Annotated in this window: 9 protein-coding genes; 2 read left to right on the top strand and 7 right to left on the bottom strand. The window is 46.7% G+C overall.

All coding sequences use genetic code 11. The features are described 5' to 3' along the window. Nucleotides 1-85 precede the first annotated feature (85 nt). On the top strand, nt 86-1,711 hold the full coding sequence (locus DD616_RS15090) for an ABC transporter permease (protein ID WP_096036011.1): 1,626 nt from the start codon (nt 86-88) through the stop codon (nt 1,709-1,711). Next, on the top strand, nt 1,711-2,739 hold the full coding sequence (locus tag DD616_RS15085; protein ID WP_017048375.1) for an ABC transporter ATP-binding protein: 1,029 nt from the start codon (nt 1,711-1,713) through the stop codon (nt 2,737-2,739). The genes DD616_RS15090 and DD616_RS15085 overlap by 1 nt, the downstream gene beginning before the upstream one ends. Before the next feature lie 106 nt (nt 2,740-2,845). Here DD616_RS15085 and DD616_RS15080 read toward each other — a convergent pair whose 3' ends face one another. From DD616_RS15080 to DD616_RS15050, 7 genes are all read right to left on the bottom strand, one after another. Further along, complete coding sequence (locus DD616_RS15080) at nt 2,846-4,258, bottom strand: phosphoglucomutase/phosphomannomutase family protein (protein WP_013857648.1); 1,413 nt, start codon at nt 4,256-4,258, stop codon at nt 2,846-2,848. Nucleotides 4,259-4,320: 62 nt separating this feature from the next. Then, nucleotides 4,321-6,726 carry a glycoside hydrolase family 94 protein gene (locus DD616_RS15075; RefSeq protein WP_094147072.1) on the bottom strand — a complete coding sequence of 802 codons (2,406 nt, stop codon included), beginning with the start codon at nt 6,724-6,726 and terminating at the stop codon, nt 4,321-4,323. A gap of 93 nt (nt 6,727-6,819) precedes the next feature. Further along, complete coding sequence (locus DD616_RS15070; protein ID WP_208871877.1) at nt 6,820-8,733, bottom strand: beta-N-acetylhexosaminidase; 1,914 nt, start codon at nt 8,731-8,733, stop codon at nt 6,820-6,822. Nucleotides 8,734-8,742: 9 nt separating this feature from the next. Continuing rightward, nucleotides 8,743-9,618 (bottom strand): glucosamine kinase nucleotide-binding domain-containing protein, encoded by an 876-nt coding sequence (locus tag DD616_RS15065; protein WP_208871876.1) that lies wholly within the window; start codon nt 9,616-9,618, stop codon nt 8,743-8,745. After that, nucleotides 9,615-11,342, bottom strand: coding sequence for a glycoside hydrolase family 9 protein (locus DD616_RS15060; RefSeq protein WP_115339530.1), 1,728 nt, complete (start codon nt 11,340-11,342; stop codon nt 9,615-9,617). The genes DD616_RS15065 and DD616_RS15060 overlap by 4 nt, the downstream gene beginning before the upstream one ends. Before the next feature lie 147 nt (nt 11,343-11,489). Then, a complete protein-coding gene (locus DD616_RS15055; protein WP_088720904.1) occupies nt 11,490-12,482 on the bottom strand; it encodes an ABC transporter ATP-binding protein in 993 nt (330 codons plus the stop codon). Between the two features lie 37 nt (nt 12,483-12,519). Beyond that, complete coding sequence (locus DD616_RS15050) at nt 12,520-13,503, bottom strand: ABC transporter ATP-binding protein (RefSeq protein WP_013857642.1); 984 nt, start codon at nt 13,501-13,503, stop codon at nt 12,520-12,522. Between the last annotated feature and the right edge of the window lie 2 nt (nt 13,504-13,505).

Below are 13,505 nucleotides of genomic sequence, written 5' to 3'. Positions count from 1 at the left end.
TAACAGTGCCCCTATTCTATTGAAGGTGCATGAGATGTATTTGCAAACGCATTTATGTGTCAGTAAGCCTTATTGTAATTAGGCAATGAAAGAAAAAAATACATTATGGAAAACCAGTAGTGCTAGTGTCACTGTGCTACTGGTTTTGCCGATCTTAGCCATCTTTATTACCGCTGCGGGACAAAGTGATGAGGTTTTTTCTCATCTCATGTCAACCGTGATGCCCACCTATACCTTTAATACCGTCGTATTAACGTTCAGTGTGATGGGGCTTTCTTTGCTATTTGGCATTCCCACTGCTTGGTTAATGGCGATGTGTAAGCTGCCTACCGAACGCATTTTACAATGGGCTTTGGTGTTACCACTTGCGATGCCCGGCTACATTATTGGTTACATCTTTACCGGTTGGTTTGACTACGCAGGCCCAGTGCAAGTGTTACTTAGAGATCTTACTGGCTGGGGCGCAGGTGATTACTGGTTTCCCGACATTCGCAGTTTGGGCGGGGCAAGCATTGTGCTTGCGCTGGTGCTGTACCCATATGTTTACCTACTGTGCCGTGCAGCATTCATGGAACAAAACGTCTCCTTATTGCAATCCGCTCGTCTATTAAAATGCTCTCCGTGGCAGAGTTTTCGTCTGATTTCACTACCGCTTGCACGGCCCGCGATGGCGGTTGGCCTCTCCTTAGTGGCGATGGAAACGGTGGGTGATTTTGGTACGGTGAGTTACTTTGCCGTTAATACCCTAACGACTGCGGTGTATGACACTTGGCTCGGTTATTCTAATTTGAATGCGGCAGCGAAAATATCCGCCATCATGTTGGTGATTGTATTATTACTGCTGAGCGCAGAGCGCTATAGCCGTCGTAAACAGAAATTATTTCAAAGCCAATTTAACAGCCATGAAGATTTTCGCTATCAGTTGCAAGGGTGGAAAAAATGGGCCGCTTTGTGTTGGTGTTGGGGGCTAGTTGCGCTCGCGTTTCTTCTGCCTTTATTGCAGTTGGTCTCATTCGCTTATCACTATTTTGCGAAAAGTTGGACTTCGGAGTTCCAAGACTTTGCGATCAATAGCTTAACGGTTTCGTTGACGACAGCGCTGGTGGCGGTGTTGATTGCTTTGGTCGTGAATTTTTGCCATCGGTTGAACGCCAATGGGGTGACTTTAGCCTTTATGCGCTTGTCTTCTATGGGTTATGCGGTTCCCGGAACCGTGCTAGCGATTGGTGTGATGGTTCCGGTGCTGTTTATGGATCATTGGGTCAATGATGTTGCTAAAGCGATGCAATGGGGGCGACCGGGTCTTATCTTTTCTGGTTCGATGTTTGCTATTATTTTTGCTTTAGTGGTGCGTTTTTCGGCCGTGGCGATTGGTAGCATAGAAAGTAGCCTCAATAAAGTCTCACCTTCTTTGGATATGGCGGCTCGAACTATGGGTTATCGATCGAACGCTATGCTGTGGCGAGTTCATCTGCCATTGATCCGCCGTGGTACGCTTATCGCTGGGTTGTTGGTGTTTATTGAGTCAATGAAAGAGCTGAATGCCGCTTTGTTATTGCGTCCGTTCAATTTCGAAACCTTGGCGACCTATGTTTATAACTACGCATCGGATGAACAATTAGAAGTGGCTGCTTTGCCTGCGATACTCTTGGTCGCGGTTGGTTTAATTCCGCTTATCGTCGTTAACCGTTCACTGGAGCAAAATCACTGATGAGTTGTGCGCTGTCTATTCATGATTTGACTTGCAAATATGAAAACCAAACGGTTTTACAATCACTGTCGCTGGAAGTCAAACAGGGAGAAATCGTCTGTTTATTAGGAGCAAGTGGTTGTGGGAAAACGACCTTATTGAAAGCTATTGCGGGTTTGCTGCCGCTTAGCTCTGGGGTGATGAGCCTTAATTGTGTAACGATTGATGATGGTCAACATTGGTTGCCACCGGAAGCGCGAAACATAGGGATGATTTTCCAAGATTATGCGCTGTTTCCTCACTTAACTGTTGCGGAAAATATCGCGTTTGGATTGCGTCAACTCTCTCAAACCGAGCGCAAAGCGAAAGTCGAAGAGATGTTGGCGTTAGTGCACTTAGCTGAGCTGGGAGATCGTTATCCTCATCAACTATCGGGTGGGCAGCAGCAGCGAGTGGCGATTGCTCGCTCCTTGGCGTATAAACCGGATCTGCTACTGCTTGATGAGCCGTTTTCCAACATCGATACCCAAGTTCGCCATGAGTTGATCGGTGAAATTCGCAACATTTTTAAAAAGCAGGGTGTGACGGCTATTTTTGTGACCCATAGCCGCGAAGAAGCTTTTGCTTTTGCTGATAAAATGGCAGTAATGAACCACGGTGTGATTGAGCAATATGGCACCGCATCAGAGCTGTACTACCAACCGTCGAGTAAATTTGTGGCCGATTTCTTGGGTGGTGGAAGTTATTTAAGCGCCAAACGAATTTCAGAATGGCAATTTGAGACCGATTTAGGTGTGGTTGACGCCAAAGCTCAGCAACCCATTGAGCTTGAAGCCAAATGCGAATTACTACTGCGGCCACAACACATTCAAATTAGTGCGCAGCAAGAGAGCAAAGTCCGCGTGTTAGAGCAGCAATTTATGGGCGATCACTGCCGTTATGTGATTGATGCGTATGGCAGTAAGTTGCTGGCGAGTTCTTCACAGCCGTTGAGCGTCGGGCAAAATGTTGCAGTCAGCATTGATACGCAAGGTGTGTTGGCTTTTTAAAAAAAGCCCGGCATGACGCCGGGCAAGTGTTCTTCATCGATATACCTACAACCTCTTCATACTGTGCGGGTATAGCGACTCAAATTTGAGTCGAAGTGGGTAAAAGCTATAACGATAGAAAATCTTTCACCTGTTGAAGAACACGTTCTGCAGTGTCTTTATCCGCCATTTCAGCAAAAATGCGTAGCAATGGTTCAGTGCCAGAGAAACGAGCAATAACCCAGCCGCCGTTTTTAAAGTAGACTTTGGCTCCGTCTTCGTAACTGACTTTCTCAATCTCATACTCAAATTGAGGCAACTGTTTCTCAACGTAAATTTTGTTATACAACGACTCTTTTTGTGCGGCTTTAAATTTGCAGTCACCTTCTGCGGTGTAGGCGTAACCGTATTTCGCGTAAATTTCCCCCAGTAATTCGGAGAGTTTTTTACCTGTCACGCTGATCATTTCAACCAACAAACTCGATGCAAAAACCCCATCTTTACCTTTGATGTGTCCACGAATGGTTAAACCGCCGGAGCTTTCACCACCAATCAGTGAATCATCCGCTTCCATTTGTGAGCTGATGTGTTTAAAGCCAACGGGGACTTCAAAACTTTTCTCATCGTGGTCAGCGGCAATTTTATCCAGCAGGTGGGTGGTGGCGATGTTACGCACCACGGATCCTTTCCAACCCTTATATTCAAGCAGGTAGTAGTAAAGCAGGATCAGTACTTCATTAGGATGGATGAAGTTGCCTTTCTCATCAATAATACCAAGTCGGTCTGCATCGCCGTCGGTACCTATCCCAATATCGTAACCTTCTGCGGCCACTAAATGTTTGAGACGATAAAGAGTCGCTGCATTAGGGGAAGGCATTAAACCGCCAAAATCGGGGTTTTTGCCATCATTGATCACATCCACATCGCAGCGGCCATTGATCAGAACCGTCTGCAATGCATTTTTCGCGACGCCAAACATAGGGTCAATCAACACACGCAGGTTGGCTTTTTTGATCGCTTCAATATCGATAAAGTTGATGATTGAATCGACAAACTCATTCATTGGATTGATGATGACAATCGATTTATCTTGCAGCGCTTGTTCAAATTCGACGTGTTTTACATCGGCAAGCGTCAGTGACGCGATTTGTTGTTCAATTTTTTGCGTGATCACCTCATCAGCGTCTCGTCCACCTTCAATGAACACTTTGATGCCGTTGTAGTCCGCAGGGTTGTGGGATGCCGTAATACACGCCGAATAGGCGCAATTCATCTCTTTGGCCTTGAACATCACAATAGGGGTAGGAACAAACTTATCGATAAAACTTACCACCACGCCATTCGCTGCTAAGACTTGCGCAAACCAACGTGCGGCTTTGTCAGAAAGAAAGCGGCGGTCGTAGCCGATAACGAACCCGTTGTTAGCCACATTTTCGTGGTTAATGATGTTGGCAAGTGATTGAGCCACTAGACAGACGTTGTCTTTGGTAAACTCTTCACCAATAAAGGCGCGCCAGCCACCTGTACCAAATTTGATCATAATAAAATCCTTGTGGGACGAATGTTGAGCCTCAGCTCCTTCGCGCTGAGGCTCAAATCGCGTTAACCGAGAATAACCACTACATCGTTGACACTGCCTTGTGCCATGACAGGAATCACGCCTTCTACTGCTTCGCCATTCACTGTGATTGTTTTCACCCCTTTACTGACGGAGTTCGGGTTTTGCACTGTGATGTTGTAAGTCGCGCCGCGCCATTGGCGAGTGACTTCAAAACCAGGCCAATTAGTAGGAATGCATGGGTCTACGACGAGGCCATCAAAACCGACACGAACACCCAAAATGAAATTGGTGACGGCAAAGTAGGCCCAACCAGACGTACCTGTTAACCATGGATGGTTTGCACGGCCGTGATCTTGGTGATCTCGTCCCATAATGAACTGCACGTATGAGTAAGGTTCGGCAACGCGCTTTTCAATGATGTCGTTTTGGTTATAAGGGTTTAATGCGTCGTAGAACTTCATGGCTCGATCACCACGGCCAAGCTTCGTTTCTGCAACCCATGCCCAAGGGTTTGGATGTGAGAAAATAGCGCCATTTTCTTTAACACCTTGATAAACACGAGTAACGAAACCGATGTCATCATTAGGGGTTGAGAAGGAAGGTGCGTTCAGATGTAGACCGTATTCGGAGAATAGATTCTCATCAACGGCATCCATCGCTTTTTCACCACGCTCTTGCGACACTGCGCCCGATAAGACGGCGAGTGTGTTTGATTCAAGGTGAACTCGACCTTCAGTTTGCTGAGCGGTTCCTATCTTGTCGCCATTTTTCGTCAGGCCACGGATATACCAGCCACCTTCTTCATCCCAAAGGTGAGTTTCACAAGCTTCACGTACGTTCGCCGCCATTTCGGTATATTTCGCAACATCCTCTGCATTGTCACGGTATTTTGCAAGGTCGATAAACTCTTGCAGCGCCCAAAAGTGAAGGAAAGAAACCATAGATGATTCGCCACCACCTAAGTTCAAGCAGTCGTTCCAGTCAGCGCGTAAGCCTTTGCAGATACCTGTTTGCCCCACGTATTCTGCCGAGAAGTTAAGCGCCGCCTTCATGTGTTCGTAAACCGTTGCATTGCCACCATCGGCGTAAGGGATCACTTCATCAAAGAAGGATGTTTCACCCGTTTCCATCACGTATTTACAGATGGTTGGAACGAGCCAGAGATGATCGTCAGAACACGTATCTTCAATGCCGTGGATCTTATCTTCATCACTTGGTGTTGGTACAACGGTTGGCGATTTTGATGGTTTGACATCCACTTTTTCTGGATCAAACCAGTCAGGATCAAATAGGTGTAGGCCATAGCCCGCTTTGACTTGACCACGAAGCAGATCAACCAAGCGTTTACGGGTCATCTTCGGGTTTGCGTGCGGTACTGAAATGGCATCTTGCGCCGTGTCACGGTAACCAAGGCCAGTACGACCGCCCACTTCAATGAAAGAGGCAAAGCGAGACCACACCACACACGTTTCCGCTTGATAAAGCGTCCAAGTGTTGATCATGGTATCAAGGCCTTCATTCGGTGATTTTACTTGGAATTTCGCACAACGTTCATCCCAATGCGCTTTGATCCCAGCAAAAGCGGCATCGACATTAGCCAAGTCTTGGTACTTAGCACGCAAACGCGCGCCATTGCCTTTACCAATTCCCAAAATATAAGCAAAGCGAACTTCTTCACCCGGTTGGATCACAAATTGTTTGTGCAGCGAACCGCAATGGTTGTAGCAGGTTTGCGCGCTGTTCGAGCAGTGACCACGTTCTACTGCAATGGGATTGGCTTCGTCACGATACAAGCCGAGGAAGGTATCGCGTTGTCCATCATAAGAATCTGGATCAAACGTCGAGGCTAAGTAGTAAAAGCCTTCGAAATCATTGGTGTTGTAGTAAAGATCGTACTCAATCACACCCGCGTGATAAGCGGTACCTGCAGAGTAAAGCGACATCTGATGGTTTTGGTTATCGGATTGAATGTGGCTAAAAGAGAATTCAACAAACGAAAAAGCGCTGATAGTGCGAGTCTCAGTGGAATCGTTTTTAATGACGACATCCCAAATTTCAGCATCTTCGCCTTTCGGTACAAAGAGAGTTTTAGTGGCAGTAATGCCGCTGTATTCACATTTGAATTTGGAGTAAGAGAGGCCGTGGCGGACTTCATACTTCGCTTCTTCTAAGCTTTTTGCTACGGGTTGCCAAGAAATAGACCAATAGTCGCCAGTTGCATCGTCACGTAAGTAAACATAGTGCCCCGGGCGATCAAAAGAAGCGTTCGGGCGAAATTTGGTAACACGGTTATATTCTGGTGAATTGTAAAAAGAGTAACCGCCCGCGTTATGAGAGATCACGGTGCAGAATTTTTCTGTCCCTAAGTAGTTGGTCCAAGGCGCTGGAACGTCAGGGCGTGTGATGACATATTCACGATTGTCGTTATCGAAATAGCCGTATTTCATTGTCATTTCCTTTTAAACAAACTGCGTCTTTTGCAGCCAAAAATTATGCTAGTGAAAACCAAGGAGAGGTAATGCCGACTCCAAGTGTTGTGTTTATTTCCATGGTGCTCGGTAACGGATGCCTTGCTTGTCCAACATAGGCAGATGTCCTTTGAGCCGTGACAGATAATCTTGCCAATCACGATGCACTTTATGGGTCCATCCTGCTTCGGCGAGTGCAGTTAAGCGTGGGTAAATCATGTATTCCATACGCTGTGGGTTATTGATTAATTCACACCATAAAGCGCACTGAATACCGAGAATTCGCTTACGGAGTGGATCGTTTTCGGGCACTTCGGCTAAAGGTTCATAGCGATAGGCTTTTTCTAATGGGGTAACACCTGCCCAGTCAACGCCCGGTTCTTCTGGTGCATAATCTTGAGCAATATCCAGATACGTGTACTGACCGGGTTGTAAAATCACATCAAACCCCTGTTTCGCGCAGTTCAATGCCGCCGCTTCAGAAAGCCAAGAGTAGATAACAGTATCTTTACTGACCTTATTGCCATGATGCGCTTCTTCCCAGCCGACCATGCGTTTGCCAAGCGTACGCAGTTTTTGTTCGGCATAACGTAGTAAGTGTCCTTGTAATTCTTTGGCCTCGGTATAGCCATTATCAGCCATCAGTTGTTGACATTTAGGGCTGTTAATCCAGACCCCATCGGGCACTTCGTCGGCACCAATATGGATAAAGGGGGATGGAAATAGCTCAGAGAATTCTTGCAAGACGATATCTAAGAACTCATACGTACCTTCAAGGGCGGGGGAGAGGACGTTATCGTTATAATATTGAATGCTGCGATAGTGTGATTGATCCTCTTTATCGGTCAGCAGATGAGGCAGAGATTTGATCGCGGCGCGGCAATGTCCGGGAACATCAATTTCAGGGATCACTGTGATACCACGCTCTTGAGCGTATGCGATAACCTCTTTGATCTCTTGTTGTGTATAGAAACCACCGTGGCGCTGCGTTAACAAGCTGTATTGAGGTTCGAGCACTTCATCAACCCCTCGCCATGCACCGATGTCGGTGAGTTGTGGCAGTGCTTTAATTTCGATACGCCATCCTTCGTCATCGGTCAAATGCCAATGGAACGTATTGAATTTGTAATGCGCTAATTGGTTAATAAGCCGCTTAACTGTCTCGATTCCATGAAAATGGCGCGCACAATCGAGCATCATGCCTCGGTACTTAAAGCGTGGCGCATCACTGATTTTGACGCAGGGGACTAACCACGATTGATCTTGAACTTGAATCAACTGCAACAGGGTCGCGCTAGCATACATAAAGCCTTGATGGCCACTCGCCTCTAAGCGAATGCCGGTACGATCGACGTTGAGTTGATACGCGCCCTCGTCAAAGGTCGGGTTAGTGCGGTAGATAATATCAGCGCTACCAATGGGTTTGGGCTGAAAATCAAATATACGGTTGAGTTCCTGTTGTAACCAAGTCGCAGCTTGCTCAGCGCACGTGGATTGCAAGGTAATTTGGCTCGAAGTTGTTAAGGTGTAATGCCCTGTGCCGGATTCAATCTTGTTTGGTAATGGAATGAGACTGAGGCTCGCGGCTTCTGTTGCGGGTATTTCACTGCGCTCACGATAAGGCGAGGCGAGAGCAATCGGAGTTACGATCACATCATGACGTTCGAGCGGTTGCTCACCATTGCATTGAACAAAAGCGTGCTTTACGCCATCAGTGTAAAAATGGAAAGGGGCGGTTTTGATGCTAAATTCACAGTAAAAATGTGAGTTTGCAGCAAGCACGGTCATATCTGGCGTTAATGAGCAGAAACTGCCTATTTGCACTACGTTGCCATGGGTGATGCTGTCTGGCTGAATGAAGCGATCAATCACAAAATGTAACGACCAGTCTTTTAGGTCTTGATCGCTTAAGTTATGGAACGTTAAACCAAAACGGCAAAATTGCTTCTGTTCTGAGAGTACCGCAAAGTCAATTCGATAGCTCATAGTGATTCCTTAATACAAATTATGCTCGGCTTTGCCGGCAAACATAATCGCGCCTTCGATAGCGTCGAATTGAGGTTGAACAATCCACTGCTGTACCGGTGGAGAAAGCCAATACAAGATACGCTCTGCAATGCTACCCATGAGGCAGATCCGCTTGGCTCCTTTGTTATGAAGAGCGACAAGAAACATTTCGATGTCTGCCGCGGTTTGTTTGAGAAGCTCGATCGCCAGCGCATCACCTTGTTGCGCTAGAGAAAAAATAACGGGAGAGAACTGGCCATAGTCGCGTGGGAGTGCGGTTTTTGACCATTCGACAATCTGATCAACATCGTGGTTAAAATGTTGCATTACATGAGCGCTTAATAATGAAGGCTCGCCGATGCCATCCTCAATGAGCAGCACGCGCTGGATTAGGTGTAAACCCATGATGGCACCACTGCCTTGATCGGATATGGGAAACTCTCGTCCACCCACCACATGCTGCTGCCCGGCGTGTAAAAATAGGCCACAAGAGCCCGTTCCCGCGATCATAATTGCGCCATCGTCGCCATTATGAGCACCAATACAGGCACCGTAAGCATCTGTGTTGAGCGTTAGTGAAGCAAAAGGATGTGTCTGAGACATAAACGCATGCCATGCGGATTTTTGTTCTGCACCAGCCAGAGCAAGACCCACGTGCATCTGAGCAAAAGTCTCTTTCGTCAGCCCGCTTTGGTGCGCCGCTTGAGTAATTGCATCAATGATCGCCTGCATGGCAAGTTCCACACCCAATAAAATATTGGCGCTACCGCTTTTCGCTTCACCTAACAGCGCGCCTTGCTCGTTGCGGATGCGTGCGCGACATGATGTGCCGCCTCCATCAATACCGACATAATAAAAAGTCATGATTGCCTCTCTAAGTCTGGTGTTGAGAAGTGGCAAAACTGGGTTGTGATGGCCAGCAGATACCAAGCACCATGAGGAATCCATTGCTCAGCCCAACGCCAGTTTTGTAGCATGTCATCCTTCTGTTTCGCTGGGTTAAAAGCGATATCTTCTTCATCTTCAAAACCGCCTGTAATGCCATTACACACTCCCCCTTTGGCGTTAAAAAAGCCTAAATGGGGTAGGTAGTCTGGATTGTTGCGACCGTGCCCATCGAGCATGCACATATCGTATGGATTTAATCCGATAATCCAGTTCAATGCATTTTGTGCAAAGGTGGTTAAAGGGGCATGCAGATCTGCGTTGACGAAGGCTTGGGCGCGATAAGCCATACACGCGAGCGATCCTAAACGCGCATTTTCGCCTTGCCACCAGTAGCCGGATTCATTGTCGTGAGCGACAAAAAATGCGCAGCGTTTGTCGCCATTCACAGGTTTTACATATTGGCGTGGGTAGCCAAATGGGTTACTGACTTGATGAGTGATGGTGAGCTCAAAGCGGCAAGCATTCTCAATCACTTGAACGACCGATTGTTTGAGGTGTTCTTCCGTTTCAATCTCGAGATATTCGCACAGTGCAATCACTGGTAGTCCAGCTTCGGCGGCGTGATAATAAGGACGAGTGGCATCACTATTGGCTGCCCAATAATGAGCGATGTTAGCGTCGCTGTGTTGATAAGCGCATAACCTTTGTGCCCAAAGACGACACTCAACCAGATAATTTGCTTGATGAGTTGAGCGGTAGAGTTCAACCGATGCAAGCAGAGCGCAATAGGCATCAATGATGTTCTCTTGACCATCGTCGAGATAGCGCGTGTTATTTTCTTTTAAATGCCAGTAACCATGCTCCGCCGCTGTTAAATAGTGTTCTGAGGTGAAATCACCGTGAACATCTAAACGTGCTGCCACCGCAAGAGCGGCAATCGCAATGCCTCCCCCTTGACGAAATCCGGCTTGATAATCGTCAGACTTGTGGCCAGATTGAGTGGCATAGGCGCAGATCTCTCGCTGCTTAATGTCCTTGCTCCATTTGTCAAAGACCGTTGTATAAAAGAACCCCTCGGAGTTTTGCATGCGGATCAGAAAATCAGCACCAAATAACGCCTCTTCCTTAAGGCGAGTGCGAGAAAATGCAGCAAAACTCGAGTGGTGTTCTAGTTGTGCCAATCCCTTTAGCATATTCCAAACCACCATTGGGGTTTGTTGAGGGTTTAAATAGTTGGCGTAAGAAAGGTGACTCAGATACTTACTGACGTCACCGGAAGCGTCGTACCAGCCACCGTGTACATCGGCAGTGGTTGATGTACCAAGCAGTGGTACGAGCTTATCTTGCTGGTCGAAAATGCCACCACAACGTTGTGATTTGAAGTAGTGCAATACATCAGAAAACGTTTTTTTCATCAGTATCCCTTCACCAATTTCAAAAATAGGGGAGTGGGTATTTTCAAAACGCAGGTAATACTGCCCTGAAGTGGTGTATTGAGAAAAGTCGATCGTATAAAAGCTACCTAAATGCCAATGTGCGACTTTAGCTTGTGGTTCAACAACGAAAGTCGACACCGTTTGATGGCTGTTTGCACAAACAAGCAGGGCTATATCGGAAGAAACACGGAGCGTGTTACTCATTAGTATCGCCTGTTTTGGCCCTTGTGGCTCATAACCAATATGGTTAATCAGTAGCAGCATTAAACATCTCCAAGCCAGATCTTTGATTTCTCGCCAGCACTTAACCAGTTGAGGCATGTGCTGACTTTGTTTTATAGGTTTACCTAAGGTATTGAAGCCGATGAGGTTATGTCAGCGGCTTCAATCGCTTAAGGTGTGCGTTAGTGATTATTCAAATAAGTAACAACGAACAAAGTGGTTATCAGACAACTGAGTCACCGCTGGAAGTTGTTCACGACATTTGTCACTTGCCTGCATGCATCGACCAGCAAAAGGGCAGCCTGTTGATACTGGAGTCCAAAGTGGAATTTCGCCTTTGTTCCCTTTGAGCTTCTCGTGTATCGATTTACTAGGATCTGGTACTGCGGAAACCAATAGTTGAGTATATGGGTGCTGAGGATCGTGAATGATCTCTTCGGTATCGCCCCATTCCACCATATGTCCGACGTACATGACGGCTAAGTCTTCGGCGATGTAGCGTGCGGTGGCGATGTCGTGCGTGATATAAAGCAGCGACATCTGCTTTTCAAACTTCATCTCTTCCATCAGGTTGAGAACACCCGCACGAATCGACACATCCAACATGGAGGTTGGTTCATCAGCCAGTACCACTTCGGCACCAACCGCGATATTACGCGCTAAGTTGACACGTTGGCGCTGTCCACCAGACAACTGGTGCGGATATTTCGCGGCAGTTTCTTTTGGGGGAATAAGGCCGACTTGTTCCAGTAAATCGTGAACGCGTTCTTCTAACTCTCTCTTATTACCTGACGTCACTTTTTTATGGATAAGCAGTGGACGAGCAATATGATGAAAAATGGTATGAGTTGGGTTGAGTGAGCCAAACGGATCTTGCCATACCATCTGTACGCCTTCGCGATAGCGCATCAGGTCACTGCGTGAAGTGATGTCTAAAATATCGCGTCCTTTGTATTCAATTACACCGGATGTTGGGGCGTACATTTTGGCAATCATTTTAGCGGTTGTTGATTTGCCAGAGCCTGATTCACCCACGACAGCCAAGCCGCGGCTTTTGAACATTTTAAACGATACGTCGTTGATCGCTCGCATCATAGGTTGTTTTAGGGTGTTACTGTTGATTGGAAAATCTTTAACTAGATTTTTCCCCTCAACCAGTAATTCACCGAAATTTTTGCTCATAATTGTCTCCAGAAATTTTTGTAATACAGCTTGTGCTCTACAGTTTCACTTGAGCAATTGGGTCACCGTAAAGGTGGCAACTGGAGAAGCGTCCAAGCTCTATTTGGCGCAAACTCGTTGGAATTTTGGTGCAAGCTTCATGTACGCGATCGCAACGAGCTTGGAAACGACAACCTTGAGGTATATCCAATAAGTTCAACGGGTTACCTGGTATTCCAGTTAACTTCGTTTTAGGGCCTGTCAGTGGAGGGAAAGAACTACCCAGCCCTTTGGTGTAAGGGTGGAAAGGGCTTTCCAGAATCTGTTTAGAAGGAGCCACTTCAATTAATTCACCGGAATACATGATGCCAATTCGATCGGAGAACTCGACCATCAACGACAAGTCATGGGTGATGAACAAGATAGAGAAGCCAAACTCTTCTTTCAGCGCATAGATTTTTTGCAATATTTCACGTTGGACAACCACATCAAGTGCCGTAGTGGGCTCATCCATAATGATCATTTTAGGATTGAGCGCGAGAGCAATTGCAATCACCAAGCGCTGACGCATACCCCCAGAGAATTGGTGTGGGTAATCGTTTAATCGACTTGGGTGAATATCGACAATTTCTAACAAACCTTCAGCACGGCGTTTAGCTTGTTCACGAGTCATGTTGGTATGGCGCATGATCACGTCACAAAATTGCTCTTCCATCGTCAATACTGGGTTCAAAGCGTTCATCGCACTTTGAAACACCATCGACATTTGGCTCCAGCGAAAGGATTGCATGCGTTCATCGCTGTATTTAATGATATTTTCACCATTAAAAATCACTTCTCCACCAGTGATAAACGCGGGCGGCTTATGCAGACGCATCAGTGAAAATGCGATAGTTGATTTACCACAGCCAGATTCACCAGCAAGGCCAAATACTTCGCCAGGTGCAATGTCAAAACTGACGTTGCTGCATGCTCGAACATCACCTGCGTCGGTGATGTAGTCAACGCATAGGTTACGGATTGAAATAAGTGGGTTTGTCATGA

Origin of the sequence: Vibrio anguillarum (genome assembly GCF_003390515.1) — a bacterium.
GTDB classification, from domain to species: domain Bacteria; phylum Pseudomonadota; class Gammaproteobacteria; order Enterobacterales; family Vibrionaceae; genus Vibrio; species Vibrio anguillarum.
The sequence above is the reverse complement of the archived record's forward strand: the minus strand, read 5'-3'. Positions and strand labels throughout refer to the sequence as shown.